At 48.5% G+C, this 16,032-nt stretch carries 15 protein-coding genes; 14 read left to right on the top strand and 1 reads right to left on the bottom strand.

The annotated features are described in order from the left end of the window. Positions 1-155: 155 nt before the first annotated feature. The 10 genes from KTG14_RS05220 to recO all read left to right on the top strand — a co-directional run bounded on the left by KTG14_RS05220 (position 156) and on the right by recO (position 9,454). The gene (locus tag KTG14_RS05220; protein ID WP_216969945.1) at positions 156-1,484 is read left to right on the top strand and encodes an NfeD family protein; all 1,329 of its coding nucleotides are present in this window, start codon (positions 156-158) and stop codon (positions 1,482-1,484) included. Then, positions 1,485-2,477, top strand: a complete 993-nt coding sequence (gene floA, locus KTG14_RS05215) for a flotillin-like protein FloA (protein WP_216969944.1) — start codon at positions 1,485-1,487, stop codon at positions 2,475-2,477. Positions 2,478-2,507: 30 nt separating this feature from the next. Continuing rightward, entirely contained in the window at positions 2,508-3,050 is a 543-nt protein-coding gene (locus tag KTG14_RS05210; protein WP_216969943.1) for a hypothetical protein, read from the top strand. Positions 3,051-3,187: 137 nt separating this feature from the next. After that, on the top strand, positions 3,188-4,147 hold the full coding sequence (locus tag KTG14_RS05205) for a PhoH family protein (RefSeq protein WP_216969942.1): 960 nt from the start codon (positions 3,188-3,190) through the stop codon (positions 4,145-4,147). 172 nt (positions 4,148-4,319) lie between these two features. After that, the gene (locus tag KTG14_RS05200) at positions 4,320-6,449 is read left to right on the top strand and encodes an HD family phosphohydrolase (protein WP_216969941.1); all 2,130 of its coding nucleotides are present in this window, start codon (positions 4,320-4,322) and stop codon (positions 6,447-6,449) included. Positions 6,450-6,470: 21 nt separating this feature from the next. Then, on the top strand, positions 6,471-6,953 hold the full coding sequence (gene ybeY / locus KTG14_RS05195; protein WP_216969940.1) for an rRNA maturation RNase YbeY: 483 nt from the start codon (positions 6,471-6,473) through the stop codon (positions 6,951-6,953). Then, positions 6,934-7,293 carry a diacylglycerol kinase family protein gene (locus KTG14_RS05190; RefSeq protein WP_308461990.1) on the top strand — a complete coding sequence of 120 codons (360 nt, stop codon included), beginning with the start codon at positions 6,934-6,936 and terminating at the stop codon, positions 7,291-7,293. The genes ybeY and KTG14_RS05190 overlap by 20 nt, the downstream gene beginning before the upstream one ends. Before the next feature lie 51 nt (positions 7,294-7,344). Continuing rightward, positions 7,345-7,755, top strand: a complete 411-nt coding sequence (locus KTG14_RS05185) for a cytidine deaminase (RefSeq protein ID WP_216969939.1) — start codon at positions 7,345-7,347, stop codon at positions 7,753-7,755. Then, entirely contained in the window at positions 7,739-8,656 is a 918-nt protein-coding gene (gene era / locus KTG14_RS05180; RefSeq protein WP_182093269.1) for a GTPase Era, read from the top strand. Before KTG14_RS05185 ends, era begins: the two co-directional genes overlap by 17 nt. A gap of 12 nt (positions 8,657-8,668) precedes the next feature. Then, positions 8,669-9,454 carry a DNA repair protein RecO gene (recO, locus tag KTG14_RS05175; protein WP_068488373.1) on the top strand — a complete coding sequence of 262 codons (786 nt, stop codon included), beginning with the start codon at positions 8,669-8,671 and terminating at the stop codon, positions 9,452-9,454. A gap of 24 nt (positions 9,455-9,478) precedes the next feature. Here the strand turns inward: recO and KTG14_RS05170 are convergent, their stop codons facing one another. Continuing rightward, positions 9,479-10,855 (bottom strand): glycine--tRNA ligase, encoded by a 1,377-nt coding sequence (locus KTG14_RS05170; protein ID WP_216969938.1) that lies wholly within the window; start codon positions 10,853-10,855, stop codon positions 9,479-9,481. Positions 10,856-11,166: 311 nt separating this feature from the next. Between KTG14_RS05170 and ccpN the strand changes: the two genes are divergently transcribed. The 4 genes from ccpN to rpoD all read left to right on the top strand — a co-directional run bounded on the left by ccpN (position 11,167) and on the right by rpoD (position 15,843). After that, on the top strand, positions 11,167-11,805 hold the full coding sequence (gene ccpN, locus KTG14_RS05165) for a transcriptional regulator CcpN (protein WP_101190223.1): 639 nt from the start codon (positions 11,167-11,169) through the stop codon (positions 11,803-11,805). A gap of 10 nt (positions 11,806-11,815) precedes the next feature. Further along, a complete protein-coding gene (locus KTG14_RS05160) occupies positions 11,816-12,625 on the top strand; it encodes a pyruvate, water dikinase regulatory protein (RefSeq protein ID WP_216969937.1) in 810 nt (269 codons plus the stop codon). Positions 12,626-12,849: 224 nt separating this feature from the next. Next, entirely contained in the window at positions 12,850-14,655 is a 1,806-nt protein-coding gene (dnaG, locus tag KTG14_RS05155) for a DNA primase (RefSeq protein WP_216969936.1), read from the top strand. Between the two features lie 33 nt (positions 14,656-14,688). Continuing rightward, a complete protein-coding gene (gene rpoD / locus KTG14_RS05150) occupies positions 14,689-15,843 on the top strand; it encodes an RNA polymerase sigma factor RpoD (RefSeq protein ID WP_058380923.1) in 1,155 nt (384 codons plus the stop codon). Positions 15,844-16,032 lie beyond the last annotated feature (189 nt).

Below are 16,032 nucleotides of genomic sequence, written 5' to 3'. Positions count from 1 at the left end.
CGGTCACTAAATGATCAAGATGTAAGCGCATTCCATCGTAACTTAGAGAAAATTGCTTTATAATGAAAAAAGAAGCCGACTTTTGAAACCGCAACTCAACTCATCCGTATACATAATTATCCTAAAGTTTACATGAAGGAGAGGGGGAACCTGCCGTGCGTAGAAAGAAAGCTTGGATCGGCTTTTTGTTCCTAGTGATCGCATTCGCTTTAGCGATTCCAGCCATTTCGGCGGATAACGGAAAAGTTTATGTTATTCCGATTGAAGCGGAAGTGGAGCGGGGCTTGCAGTCGTTTCTGGAACGGGGCATTGATGAAGCCGAAGAAGCCGGGGCGGAAGCCATTGTCTTTGAAATCGATACCCCGGGCGGTTTTGTTAATGCAGCTGATGGCATCGCACGTTTATTGGATGAGGCTGAACCTGAAACTATTGCCTTCATCAACCAGGATGCTCTCTCGGCTGGTGCGTTTCTGGCTTTGCACAACGATGAAATCTATATGCACCCGAACGGCCGTATGGGGGCGGCGCAAGTCATTGATCAGTCGGGCAACGCGGCTGCCGATAAGGCGAATTCTGCCTGGTTATCTTCGATGAGAAGCGCTGCGGAATCATCCGGCCGCAACCCCGAGTATGCACTGGCCATGGCAGATGCCAGCATGGACTTTCCGGAATATCGTGCTGGTGAAGGGGAATTGTTGACACTCGGTGCCCAAGAAGCGCTCGATGTCGATTATTCAGAAGGAACCGTGTCGTCTCTTGATGAGCTTCTCGAAATGAAAGGCCTGTCTGGTGCTGAAGTCATTCAAGTGGAAGAAAATTGGTCAGAGACTCTTGCGCGTTTTTTGACGAACCCGATTGTGGTTCCGATCTTACTGTCAGTAGCAGGGCTTGGCTTATTGCTTGAGCTGTTCACGCCAGGAGTCGGGATTCCTGGATTCTTCGGCTTGCTTTCGCTAATGCTGTTCTTCTATGGGCATTTAGTGGCGGGGCTTGCCGGGTATGAGTCGATCCTGCTGTTGGTCTTTGGCCTCGGTTTGATCCTGCTGGAATTTTTCGTTCCGGGCGGCATACTGGGAATTCTCGGGATACTGGCGGTCATCGGAAGTGTTCTGTTAGCGGGTGAAGATGTCCAGTCAACAGCAATCGCGATTTTGATTGCACTACTTGTAGCTTCAGCAGGGATGGTGATTTTAGTGAAATTTTTCGGGAAAAAGTTGAACATGTTCAAGCGAATTATCCTGACCGATGCCACCGATACGGAGCATGGTTATGTCTCGGCCGTCAACCGGCCGGAACTTATTGGCCAGATTGCCCGTACCACCAATGCCCTAAGGCCTTCTGGCACCATCCGTCTCGGTGATGAATACATCGATGCAGTATCCGAAGGGCGGTTTATCGACAGCAATAAAGATGTTAAGATTATCAAGGTAGAAGGGTCTCGCATTGTTGTGCGTGAACTCGAAAAACAAGAGGAGGAAGAGTAAATGGGACTTGAAGCAATCGGCTTAGGCGCCGCGATAATCGGGATTATCGTCGTACTCGCCATCTTTTTCACATTCGTACCCGTTACATTATGGATTTCGGCTTTAGCTGCCGGCGTCCGCATCAGCATCTTCACATTGATCGGGATGAGATTGCGCCGGGTTATCCCATCGCGCATCGTTAACCCATTGATCAAAGCTTCTAAAGCAGGGCTTTCCGTACAGATCAACCAATTGGAAAGCCATTACTTGGCAGGCGGTAACGTCGACCGTGTAGTTAATGCTTTAATCGCAGCACACCGTGCCAATATCGATTTGCCGTTCGAACGAGCAGCAGCTATCGATCTTGCCGGCCGTGATGTGCTCGAAGCGGTTCAAATGTCGGTTAACCCGAAAGTCATCGAAACGCCGTTTATCGCCGGTGTTGCAATGGACGGGATCGAAGTGAAAGCGAAAGCGCGGATTACCGTGCGCGCCAATATCGATCGTCTTGTCGGTGGTGCGGGTGAAGAAACCATCGTTGCCCGTGTCGGCGAAGGGATCGTTTCGACACTCGGTTCGAGCACGAACCATAAGAAAGTTCTTGAAAACCCAGATCTCATCTCCCAAACCGTACTTGGCAAAGGACTGGATTCCGGGACAGCGTTTGAAATCTTGTCGATCGATATTGCAGACGTGGATATCGGCAAAAACATCGGTGCCGAGCTTCAGACTGAACAAGCGGATGCCGATAAGAAAATCGCACAGGCGAAAGCAGAAGAACGCCGTGCAATGGCGGTTGCTAGCGAGCAAGAAATGAAAGCAAAAGTTGTTCAGATGCGCGCGAAAGTTGTCGAAGCCGAAGCCGAAGTGCCGATGGCGATGTCAGAAGCACTCCGTTCAGGAAATATCGGTGTGATGGATTATATCAATTACAAGAATATCCAAGCTGATACAAGCATGCGTGAATCCATTTCGAAAAGCGGAACGGAAAAACAAGAGGATGAAAACCAATAAATTCCGCCATAACTCAAGGGAGGTTTTGGAATGGAACCCCTTATCATGATGCTGATCATTGCGGCTGTCAGTGCAGTGTTCAGTAAAAACAAAAAGTCTGATGCAAATCAGCAAACCGCTCAGCCGACAAAGCGCCAACAAGTCCCGGGCGCTCCTACCCGACAGGCACAGCAAAGACAAGAACAGACGCCCAGAGGTGGACAGCGTAGCTTTAAACGCATTGAAGATTACGCTAAGGAAATATACGGTGAATTTCAATCCCAGCTGGAGAGCGACCCAAAACGGGCGGAACAGGCACGCCAAGTCAAGCAACAGGCGGAACGGGCCAAATCGCGGGCAAAGGACGAAGTAGACAAACGGACTCCTGTCCAGGTAAAGCAAGCCGTTGAGCCAAAAAGCCGTCCCGGAAGATTGAGCGCTCATCAAAAAGAGCCATTGAAACGGACAATCGCAAAAGAAGACGAGCGAGACCTATTCCCGCTGAATGAACAAGATGTAAGAAAAGGCATCATTTTAGCGGAGATTTTACAACCGCCTAAATCAAAGCGTCAAAAGCAAGGCCGGCATATTTAATGCCGGTCTTTTTCTTTTTGTTAATTATTTCTCATATTAATATTATGTAAACTTAAGTCATCTGAATTGATTTACATTTATATGAAGAAAATGATAGAGTTGAAGAGAAGTAAAAACACGATCCAAGGAGCGTCTAAATGACAGAAAATAGCCTACTCGAATTGCATGTGAAAGATCCGAATGAAGCAGTCTTGCTTCTCGGTACATCCGACAGCCATCTGTCGCTGATCGAAGAAAGTTTTGATATACACATTATTACCCGCGGCGAAGTAATTCGCCTTGAAGGGTCCGAGGAAGGACGCCAAACGGGGAAATTGCTCTTGGAGCAGTTATTACAAGTCATCCGCAAAGGTATCAATATTGACCAGCGGGATATCGTTTCGGCTATCGAAATGGCGAAAAATGGGACAATTGAATATTTTGCTGAACTTTATGATGAGGAAGTGGCGCGCAGTGCGACCGGCCGTTCCATCCGTGCCAAAACGATTGGGCAGCGCCATTATATCCACGCCATCAAAAAAAGCGATATGGTATTCGGAATCGGCCCAGCCGGAACTGGGAAAACCTATCTGGCCGTTGTGTTAGCTGTGCAAGCTTTGAAAAACGGACATGTAAAAAAGATTGTTTTGACGCGTCCTGCAGTCGAAGCAGGAGAAAGCCTCGGATTCTTGCCAGGCGATTTGAAGGAAAAAGTCGATCCGTATTTGCGTCCTTTATATGACGCTTTGCATGACGTCATGGGACAGGAACAGACCAATCGCCTGATTGAGCGTGGAACAATCGAAGTGGCCCCGCTCGCTTATATGAGAGGCCGTACGCTCGAAGAAGCATTCATTATCTTGGATGAAGCCCAGAATACAACGAAAGCACAGATGAAAATGTTTCTGACGCGCCTCGGCTTTAACTCGAAAATGATCGTCACCGGCGATAAAACACAGATTGATTTGCCTCGTGGGGCGGAATCGGGATTGATCGCTGCAGAGAAGAATTTGCACGGCGTCAAAGGTATTGAATTTCAGTATCTTGAAAAAGGCGATGTCGTCCGTCATCCACTCGTCTCGAAAATTATCGAAGCTTATGAGAACCAGCCTAGCTAAGGCTGGTTTTTTTCCTGAAATGACTTGGAGAAGATTTGCTCTTGTTTCTCTATAGGAAGAAGAAGCTGCTAAGGAAGCAAGGATGGTCCAGGAAATTGTTATTAATTTGGAAGGGACGATGAAAAAAGCACGAGGTATTGATATGATGAAAGGAGAATAGTGGGGTGGTCAAATGGCGGGATGGATCAGGCGCATTTATTTGCGGTTCGGGGCTCCTGTAGTCTTGGTCGGCATCAGTTTCATGACAGCGTTGCTCATGTTTGGATTTTTATACGATACGATGGCAACCGATACATATGAGGTAGAGTTATTCCAATTGTCTGAGGAAACGATACGGGCGGCAAAAACTGTGGAAGACCCGGTAAGGACCGAGCTTGAACGCACAAGGGCAGCAGCGGAAGTGCAGCCGAGCTACCGGTATATCGAAGAAATTGCCGATAACCAAGCGGCCGTCGTCGATTCGCTGTTCGGCTATGTTCTTGAAGCGAAACGGGCAACTGAAGCAGGCGGAGAGGATGAACCGGATCCACGTGATGCAGTGGGGGCTCTAGCCAGTCTTCGCGAATCAATCCGTTTGCTCGAACAAAATGAAAACGGGCTTCGCTTAACGGACGACATGCTCTTATCGCTGCTTGCCTTGGAAAATGATGTGCTTTTGCGCGTGGAACGCGAAGTGCGCAACCAAGTGCTGGCAGTTCTGCAGGACCCCCTCCGCGAGACCGGGCTTACGCAAGCACGCAATTCGGCCGAACAGGAAATTCGCAGGGATGACCAAGTGCCAGCTTCCGCAATTCCGGTGGCAGTAGCCATTGCCAGGGCTAACATTGTCCCAAATGAACTCATCAATGAGGAACTGACGGAACAGCAATCCGAACAAGCTCAGGCGAGTGTCGAGCCGACACGCATTTTGCAAGGACAAGTCCTTATTCAGGAAGGCCAATTGATCGACCGCGAAGTCTATCGCCAGCTTGAACTGGCAGGAATGACCGAGCAACCATCGAATTATCGGCCAGTACTCGCGTTGGGCCTGTTTGTACTAATCACGGCGGGCTTATTGCTGCTAGTACTGCAGAGCGCGAAAGTCGAAGGCGTCAAAAAAGCCATTCGGCTGACAATTGTTTTTTTCGTTTTCGCTTTGTCATTGGTAATCATGAAGCTGCTCGAGATTATCAGCGGTAATTTCGGCGTGGTTGTCGATTTTATCTATCCGACAGCACTGGCCGGCATTTTGGTGCGTTTATTGATCGATGAGCGAACGGCGGTCTATGTGACAATTTTGCTCAGCGCTTGTGCAGGAATGATGCTGCAAAGCGGCTATGCTGGCGTTTTTCAGATGGATTCCGCTTTATATGTATTGTTTGGCGGCCTGACGGGGATATACTTAATACGTAATGGGCATAGAAGCATCCGGATTTTGCCCATCAGCTTGGCAGTCGGCGGGGTTCATCTGCTTTACATAGCATTTTACCTGCTCTTGAACCAAAGCCAATACACGGTAGAAGAAATTGCTTTTTATGTGGCAGCGGCTTTGGCGGCTGGTCTTTTATCCGGGACGCTTGCGACTGGTTTATTGCCATTGTTTGAAACGGCATTTGGTATTCTATCGACGATGAAGCTGCTCGAATTGTCGAATCCAAACCATCCTTTGCTTAAGAAGATTTTAACTGAGACGCCGGGAACGTATCACCATAGTGTCATGGTGGCAAATCTTTCGGATGCGGCGTGCGAAGCGGTCGGGGCGAACGGTTTGCTTGCGCGAGTCGGCTGCTACTATCATGATATCGGCAAGACCATCAACCCTCAGTATTTTATCGAAAATCAATCACACGGCAATCCGCATGATTATCTTACACCACAGCAAAGCCGCGATATCATTCTCGCGCATGGCAAAGACGGTGCGGCGATTTTGCGCAAGCAAAAAATGCCGAAAGAATTGATCGATATTGCAGAGCAGCATCATGGCACCACGTTATTGAAGTTCTTCTATTATAAGGCGAAAGAAAAAAATGAGGAGCTTCCCGAACAAGAATACCGCTACACAGGACCGAAGCCACAGAGCCGGGAAATTGCCATTATTATGATCGCCGATAGTCTAGAAGCAGCGGTGCGCTCGATGGAATCACCGAGTACGGAAAAAATTCGCAAGATGGTCGATTCCATCACGGAAGACAAGTTGAAAGATGGACAGTTTGACGAATGTGATATAACGTTAAAAGAACTGAAACGGGTAAAAAGCGTCATGTGCGAAACTTTGAATGGGATCTTCCATTCAAGAATCGCCTATCCCGATGATAAAAAATAGTTTACTGGAGGAGGGAAAGCGATGCTGACAATCGATTTCATAGACGAAACGGAACAACTGGACGATAAGGCGTTATCTTTTGTAAGCAAGGTATTGGAGCATGCTGCCCAGCATGAAAAAACAGGGGAAGCGGAAGTATCGGTTACATTTACGGACGATAAATCAATCCGTGCGATCAACCGGGATTACCGGGAGAAGGACCAGCCGACGGATGTCATTTCCTTTTCAATGGAAGAACGAGGGGAAGATGAAGTGGCCATTATCGGTGAAACCGGGCCGCGCCTGCTCGGGGATATCATCATCTCCGTGGAGCGCACCAAATTCCAAGCACAGGAATATGGGCATAGCTTCGAACGTGAACTCGGCTTTTTGGCGGTGCACGGATTTTTGCATTTGCTAGGTTACGATCATATGAATGAACAGGATGAAAAAGAAATGTTTGGCAGGCAGGAAGAAATTTTAGCTTCCCTTGGCGTTACGCGTGATGCGCATGAAGCTGAGTAAGTTTCTCTCGTCATTCAGGTTTGCCGCACAAGGGATTGGCGCGTCCATAAAGCAGGAACAGAATATGAGAGTGCATGCGTTCTCGGCGGTGATCGTTTTGATCGCTGGAATCTGGGCTGGTCTCGAGCCGATTGAGTGGATGTTGGTGATTATGCTGATCGGCGGCATGCTGGCGCTTGAATTGGTCAATTCCGCTTTGGAGCGGACGGTCGACCTTGTTACCAAAGAGTGCCATCCGTTGGCGAAGCAAGCGAAAGATATGGCAGCAGGAGCGGTTTTGGTATTTGCTGTGACAAGTGCTATAATCGGTTTACTGATCTTTTTGCCTAAATGGTTTTAACCGCTCGGGCAGCAGGATGCTATGGTGAATACAGAAAAGTGAGTGATGAAAATGGACAAACAACAATTGATGGAACAAGCAATTTCGGCGCGCGGCAATGCCTACGTGCCGTATTCGAAATTTCCGGTAGGAGCGGCGCTATTGACGAAAGATGGCGAAGTTTATACGGGTTGCAATATTGAAAATGCGGGCTATTCACTGACCAATTGTGCAGAGCGCACAGCAGTCTTTAAAGCAGTATCAGAAGGAGTTAACCAATTCGAGGCTTTGGCAGTAGCTGCTGACACGAAAGGGCCGGTTGCGCCTTGTGGGGCATGCCGACAAGTATTGGTGGAGTTCTGTGCTCCCGATATGCCGGTTTATTTAACGAATCTAGAAGGTGCCGTGTCTGAGACAACAATCGCTGAATTGCTTCCGGGCGCCTTCACAACGGGGGATTTAGACTATGCATCAAGGAAATAACGGATACAAATCAGGATTCATCTCCATCATCGGCCGTCCGAATGTTGGGAAATCAACGTTCTTGAACCGCGTAGTCGGGCAAAAAATCGCCATCATGAGCGACAAGCCGCAAACAACTCGCAATAAAGTTCAAGGCGTCGTGACGAATGATAATAGCCAAATGGTCTTTATCGACACGCCAGGCATCAACGAACCGAAGCATAAGCTTGGGGATTTCATGCTGAAAGTCGCGAAAAACACCTTTCGTGAAGTGGATGTCCTGTTATTTGTCGTCAGTGCAGCAGACCGTATCGGCAAACAGGATCGTTATGTGCTCGATATGTTAAAGGGCATCGATGTGCCGGTTTTCTTAGTACTTAACAAAATCGACCAAGTGCATCCTGATAATTTGCCGAAAATCGTCGAATCCTATCGCAACGAATTCGATTTCGCGGAAGCTATTCCGATCTCTGCTTTGCAGGGCAATAATGTCGAGAATTTGCTTGCAAAAATCGAAGAGCGCTTGCCGGAAGGGCCGCAATACTATCCGTCCGATCAAGTGACGGACCATCCGGAACGTTTCATCATTTCGGAATTGATTCGTGAAAAAGCTTTGCATTTAACGCGCGAGGAAATTCCGCATTCGATCGCTGTGGTCATTGATAAAATCGCCAAAGACGAAGAAAGCGAAAACATGATCCGCGTCCAGGCAACGATCATGGTCGAGCGCGATTCCCAAAAAGGCATCGTTATCGGTAAAAAGGGTGCATTGTTGAAAGAAATTGGAACTCGCGCACGCAAGGATATCGAAAACTTGCTTGGCACGAAAGTGTATTTGGAACTGTGGGTCAAAGTCCAGAAAGATTGGCGCAATAAAGCAATGCATCTCCGTGATTTCGGTTTCCGAGACGACGAATACTAAGGAGCCTGGCTCATGCAGAACCAACTCGAAGCCATTGTTATCCGTACACGTCCCTACGGGGAAAACAATAAAATCGTTACCTTGTTCACAAAAGAAGCAGGGAAGATTACGTGCATGGCGCGCGGGGCCAAGAAGCCCGCAAGCCGCCTGGCAGCGATTACACAGCCATTTACCCACGGCGTCTTCTCAATTTATAAAGGGCGTGGTATGGGCACGCTGCAGGCGGGTGACCAATTGGAATCGCTGCGTTACATTCGCGAAGACATCATGGCCACTGCTTATGCGAGCTATGTGACAGAACTTGTCGACCGGCTGACCGAACAAGACGAACCGCAGCCGGCCATTTACGATATGTTGTATCAAGCGCTTCATGCAATTGCAGATGGTTATGACCCGGAAGCGATTACCTTATTTGTCGAATGGAAAATGTTGCGCGTGGCCGGGCTGACCCCAACATTGCATGAATGTGCCAATTGTGGGGCGACAGAAGGGGAATTTGCCTTTTCGTTCCAGGAATTGGGCTTTTTGTGCCACCGTTGTTTCCATCTCGACCGCTATATTATTCGCTTAAGCCCGGCGCTTGTAAAACTGATCCGGACATTTTACTTCGTGCCGATTGAACGAGTCGGGGCATTGACCTTGAAAAAAGAGTCGAAAACCTTGCTCAAGCAGATCGTTCGGACCATTTACGAAGAACAGGCGGGCATTCGGTTGAAGTCGCGTTCGTTTCTCGAACAGCTCGAGCGGACCCCGGAGTTTTTCCCGGAACCTAAAAAAGACATCCCAGAAGGCGATTAGCCTCGGGATGTCTTTTGTTTTTGATTAGAATTGGATATGCTGTTCGATATATGCTTGCACGTCTTTGATTGGCATGCGGACTTGTTCCATGGAATCGCGGTGCCGCACGGTCACTTCGCCATCTTCGACCGAATCAAAATCATAAGTGATGCAGAATGGCGTACCGATTTCATCCTGGCGGCGGTAGCGTTTTCCAATCGATTGAGATTCGTCGTAATCGACCATGAAATGCTTCGCAAGGTCTGCGAATACTTCCGTCGCGCCTTCGGAAAGTTTTTTCGACAAAGGCAATACAGCAGCCTTGTATGGCGCAAGTGCCGGATGGAACTTCAACACAGTACGTGTATCATCATTGTCCAAGCTTTCTTCCTGGAATGCATCCACAAGGAAAGCGAGTGTTACGCGGTCTGCACCAAGGGAAGGCTCGATGCAATACGGCACGTAGCGTTCGTTGGTCTGCGGGTCGATGTAATTGAAATCTTCACCCGAATACTCCATATGGCGCTTCAAATCGAAATCGGTGCGGTCAGCGATGCCCCAAAGTTCGCCCCAGCCAAATGGGAATTTGTACTCGATGTCGACAGTGGCGTTCGAGTAATGGGACAACTCATCGGCATCGTGCTCGCGCAAGCGCATATTGCTTTCGCTCATGTTCAACCCGAGCAGCCAGTTTTTGCAGAAGTCGCGCCAGTAGGCATACCATTCAAGGTCTTCGCCTGGCTTGCAGAAGAACTCAAGCTCCATCTGCTCGAATTCACGCGTGCGGAACGTGAAATTCCCTGGCGTGATTTCGTTGCGGAAGCTTTTGCCGATCTGTGCAATTCCGAAAGGCATTTTCTTGCGCATCGAGCGCTGGACATTTTTATAGTTGACGAAGATTCCTTGTGCCGTTTCAGGGCGCAAATACACTTCGTTTGTCGATGATTCAGTGACGCCCTGGAATGTCTTGAACATCAAATTGAATTGGCGGATCTCCGTGAAATCAGCTTTGCCGCAAGTCGGGCACGTGATTTCATGTTCGTCGATCAATTCTTTCATGCGCTCGAATGACAAGCCGTCGACGATCAATTCGATGCCTTTTTCATCCAAAGCATTTTCGATCAGCTTATCGGCACGGTGGCGCGATTTGCAGGATTTGCAATCGATCATCGGATCGTTGAAGTTGCCAAGGTGGCCGGATGCTTCCCATGTCTTCGGGTTCATCAGGATGGCAGCGTCCAAACCAACATTATGGACGGATTCCTGAACAAATTTTTTCCACCATGCTTTTTTGATATTGTTTTTCAGCTCCACGCCGAGTGGGCCATAATCCCACGTGTTGGCGAGACCGCCGTAAATTTCAGAGCCTGGGAAGACGAATCCCCGGTGTTTGGCTAATGATACTACTTTTTCCATTGACATCTTCATGACCTCCATAAAATAAAAAAATCGCACACGCCACGGACTAATGTCCGAGGACGAGTACGTTACCCGCGGTTCCACCTCGATTGGCTGAAACTCCAGCCCTCTTGCTTGCCTATGGCTCCGGATTGCCGTTTCCCGCAGTTGCAGGCTTTCACCATCCCTGCTCGCTTCATGCGCGGTACTTATCGATCCCTCAATACCAATATTTGATTCCAGATTATTGTATCACGGCAATCTTTTCTTCGCAATATAGCATGTAATAGTATATAATAATCGATATTGAGTATAACATATTTGAATTTGAGGCGGTGAGTCCAATCGAACTCAATAAGCGGCAAGAGGAAATTTTACAGATCGTCAAAGGCAATGGCCCGATTACAGGCGAGCAAATTGCGGACCGTCTGAATTTGACGCGTGCAACGCTTCGGCCAGATCTAGCGATTTTGACGATGGCAGGCTTTTTGGATGCCAGGCCGCGTGTCGGCTATTTTTATTCGGGCAAGAAACCCGGACAGGACATCACCGATACGATGAACAATATGAAAGTGAAGGATTTCCAGTCAATCCCTGTTGTAGTCAGGGAGGATGTCAGCGTATACGATGCCATCAGCCAGATGTTTTTGGATGACGTCGGGACGCTTTTTGTTGTGGATAAAAAATCCTGCCTTGCAGGTGTCCTGTCGCGCAAAGATCTATTGCGCACCAGCCTCGGCAATCAGGACTTGAATGCAATTCCTGTACATATTATCATGACGCGCATGCCGAATATCACTTATTGTTTGCGCAATGATTCGCTCATACAGGCTGCGAACCGGCTAATCAACCAACAAATCGACGCATTGCCGGTCGTCGAAGAACAACCGGAAGGGTATAAGGTCGTCGGCAGACTGACAAAGACCAATATTACGCGGGCATTTTTGTCCCTATCGGAAAACCACGAACTGTGAGGTGCAGAATATGAGTTTATTGCGTGTTTTTATCGTCTCCGATTCCGTGGGCGAAACTGGAGAACTAGTCGCGAAAGCGGCCATCAGCCAGTACTTGAATACAGAACAGAATGCCGTCTTGAAACGGTTCCCGTATATCGATTCCATCGAACACTTGCAGGAGATCATCAAATTGGCGGAAGGACAGAGGGCAGTGATCGTCTATACGCTCGTGTCGAAAGAACTACGCCATTTCGTCGAGCGTGAAACGGCGCGCCACAACATCAAAGCGATCGACTTGATGGGGCCGTTGCTTGATGCGCTAGAAGAGGAACTGCATTCGGCGCCGATTGGCGAAGCAGGCCTGGTGCGCAAGCTCGATGACGATTATTTCAAAAAAGTCGAAGCGATCGAATTTGCGGTCAAATACGACGATGGGCGAGACCCGCGCGGCATCTTGCTTGCGGACATCGTCTTGGTGGGAGTATCGAGAACATCGAAAACTCCGCTATCGCAGTATTTGGCCCATAAACGGCTGAAAGTTGCCAATGTGCCACTAGTGCCTGAAGTGGACCCCCCGGATGAACTATTCGATGTGGATCCTAAAAAATGCTTCGGCTTGGTCATATCACCGGAGAAACTGAACAATATTCGGAAAGAACGCTTGATTGCACTCGGCTTGAATGATGATGCCAATTATGCGAAGTTGGACCGTATCCATGAAGAAATCGTCCATTTCCGTAAAGTGGTCGATCGTATCGGCTGCGAGACACTTGATGTCACGAATCGCGCCGTTGAGGAAACTGCTAATTTGATTCTTGGCAAACTCCAGAAACAATAAGAGGATTCCGCCTGACAGGGCGGTTTTTCTTATGCTTGTATAATAGAAAGACCGCTTTTCTACGCCTTTCTATGGATTTTTACAAAAAAACGTTTTATAATGAAGAATTGTGGCTAAAGCTTACTAACAACATGATAAGCTTTCCCATCTTTTTGTCGAAATTTGAAGGATTTTAGTGGGTTTCAACGAATAAAGTAAAGTAAGCAAATAAAGATGGTGATAAGGTGTCCAATCGAATTCCTGAAGAAGTGATTGAAGAAATCCGCTCCAAAGCGGATATTGTGGACGTCGTGGGCGAATACGTCCAATTGACGAAAAGAGGCCGCAATTGGTTCGGCCTCTGTCCCTTCCATGGGGAAAGCACACCGTCTTTTTCTGTGACCGCCGATAAGCAAATTTTCCACTGCTTTGGCTGCGGGGCTGGGGGCAATGCCATCACGTTCTTGATGGATATTGAAAACATCAGCTTCCAGGAAGCGCTGGTAAAACTTGGCGAGCGCTCAGGAATTGAAATCGATGTGCAGCCAGGTGAAGGCAAAGGGGCAGCTCAGGCAAGAAATGACGATCCGCTCATTTTGATGCATGAATTCGCCGCAGATATGTACCATCACATTTTGCTGAACACAGAAGAAGGGCAAGCAGCTCTTGATTATTTGGAGAATCGGGGATTCACCCAGGAGATCATCGAAAAATACCGGATCGGCTGGGCGCTTCCTGAATGGAACTATATGGAAGTAGCGCTGCGTAGAAAAGGCTACGACGATGAACAATTGGAAGCGAGCGGGCTGGCCATTAAGCGTGAGAAATCCGATGGCTGGTTCGACCGTTTCCGAGGCAGGATCATGTTTCCGATCATGAACGAAAACGGCAAAGCCATTGCGTTTTCGGGTAGGGTCCTTGAGCAGTCGAAGCAAGAAGCGAAATACATGAACAGTCCCGAATCACCGATTTTCCAAAAAAGCCAAGTTCTCTATAATGTCCATCTGGCACGCGGCGCCATCCGGAAGAATAGGAAAATTGTCCTGTTCGAAGGATTTATGGATGTCATTGCTGCCGGAAAGGCTGGCATCGACAATGCGCTCGCGACCATGGGGACATCGCTGACATCGCAGCATATCCGCCAAATGAAGCGCTTTGCGCAGGAAGTGGTTGTGTGCTTTGACGGCGACGACGCCGGATGGGAAGCGGCGAAACGGGCGGCGGTGCCGCTTGAGGAAGCGAATTTCAAAGTCGGGATTGCGGTGCTGCCGAATGGCATGGATCCCGATGATTATGTCCGCCAAAACGGCGCCGATGCTTTTCGGGAGAACGTTATCGAAAAGCCGCAAACCTTTATCGCATTCGCGATGATGCATGCACGCCGCCATAAGAACTTTCAATATGAAAACGATCTCCTTCAATACATCCAAGAGGTACTCCAGCTTCTGGCTGGAAAATCCTCTCCTGTTGAAAGGGATTTGTATATTAAGCAGCTGTCGGCCGAAACAAAGCTTTCAGAAGAAGCCATATTGCAGCAGTACAGGCGCTTAGAAACACGCAGCATCGAACGCAGCCGGCCAAAAGCCGCTGAATCGGTCCAGGCAGCCCCCAAAAGGGAGCAAAAGAAAATCACGTCGCTGCACCGCGCAGAACGTTTGCTGTTCGCACACGCGCTTGCAGACCCGGCCGTGATGGACAAGCTGGCCCGTGAAGTGGAAACCATTCCGTTCATCAGTGAAGAATACCAAGCACTTTATGTCCAGCTGCTCGGTTTTTGCGAGGAATGGGAAAAAGCGGATTTCCATAAGTTCTTGGAAACCCTAACGGATCAGGAACTCCGGAAGTTAGTGATGGAGACGGCCTTGGCCGAGAGAGATCCCGAACACCCGGAAGAAGAGATCGAAGATTGCCTGAAGCATTTGAACAAGCACCGAATCGAACAACAAATCAATTTAAAAATCCAGCAATCAAAAGAAGCGGAAAAACAGCATGATTTGAAGCGCGCTTTGCTTCTAGCACAAGAAGTGATTGCTTTACGGAAATCATTGTAGATTATTCCGGTTTTTTCTAAAGGAGGAAGTTGTATGGCTGAGAAATCTGAACGCCAAACAGAAGTCGTAACAAACAGCATCCCGTTGCCTGCTGAAGGCCCGGAAGCAAGTGTAGAAGACGCGAAAAAGCAATTGATTGAACAAGGGAAAAAAACCGGAGAATTGAACTACGAACAAATTGCCGATAAATTGGCTATTTTTGAAATGGAATCGGACCAAGTAGAGGAATTCATTGATCAATTGGAAGGGCACGGCATCGAACTCGAACGCAAGAGCGACGATGAAGAGCATTTAGACCGTCTCATGAAACCGACGGAAGAGAAGTTCGACTTGAACGACTTGAGCGTTCCGCCAGGCGTCAAGATCAACGACCCGGTCCGCATGTACTTGAAAGAGATCGGACGCGTCGACCTTTTGAAAGCCGAAGAAGAAGTGCGCCTTGCGAAATTGATCGAACAAGGCGACGAAGAAGCGAAAAAACGCCTCGCGGAAGCCAATTTGCGACTCGTTGTATCGATTGCGAAACGTTATGTAGGCCGCGGCATGCTGTTCTTGGACTTGATCCAGGAAGGGAATATGGGGCTAATCAAAGCAGTTGAGAAATTCGACTACTCGAAAGGCTTTAAATTCAGCACCTATGCCACGTGGTGGATCCGCCAAGCCATTACACGCGCTATTGCCGACCAAGCACGGACCATCCGCATCCCGGTCCATATGGTTGAAACGATCAACAAACTGATCCGCGTACAGCGCCAACTATTGCAAGACCTTGGACGCGAGCCTTCACCGGAAGAAATCGGCGAAGAGATGGACCTCTTGCCTGAAAAAGTGCGTGAGATCCTGAAGATCGCCCAAGAACCGGTGTCACTTGAAACGCCGATCGGCGAAGAAGACGATTCGCATTTAGGAGATTTCATTGAAGATTCCGATGCGCAGTCACCTTCTGACCATGCGGCTTATGAGTTGTTAAAAGAACAATTGGAAGATGTTCTCGATACCTTGACTGACCGAGAAGAAAATGTCTTGCGTCTGCGTTTCGGCCTGGATGACGGCCGCACGCGGACGCTCGAAGAAGTCGGCAAAGTATTTGGCGTGACGCGCGAGCGAATTCGCCAAATCGAAGCAAAAGCTCTCCGCAAACTGCGCCATCCATCGCGCAGCAAGCGCTTGAAAGATTTCTTGGAGTAAGTTGAATGATTCCTTCCGGGCCCAGAGCCTGGAAGGATTTTTTTTGCGTTCAATGGCAGTGCCGAGGCGGTGCAGCTGTCTAAGGAAAAGGCGAGCTTTCCATCTGTCCAACAACATATTGGAATAACTTTCCGTTATGCCTTGCTTGTGTCGGAATTTTAGCTATATAATGAATAATGTAAGCGTATT

It is taken from the genome of Planococcus sp. CP5-4_YE (genome assembly GCF_019042655.1).
Taxonomy (GTDB): domain Bacteria; phylum Bacillota; class Bacilli; order Bacillales_A; family Planococcaceae; genus Planococcus.
The sequence above is the reverse complement of the archived record's forward strand: the minus strand, read 5'-3'. Positions and strand labels throughout refer to the sequence as shown.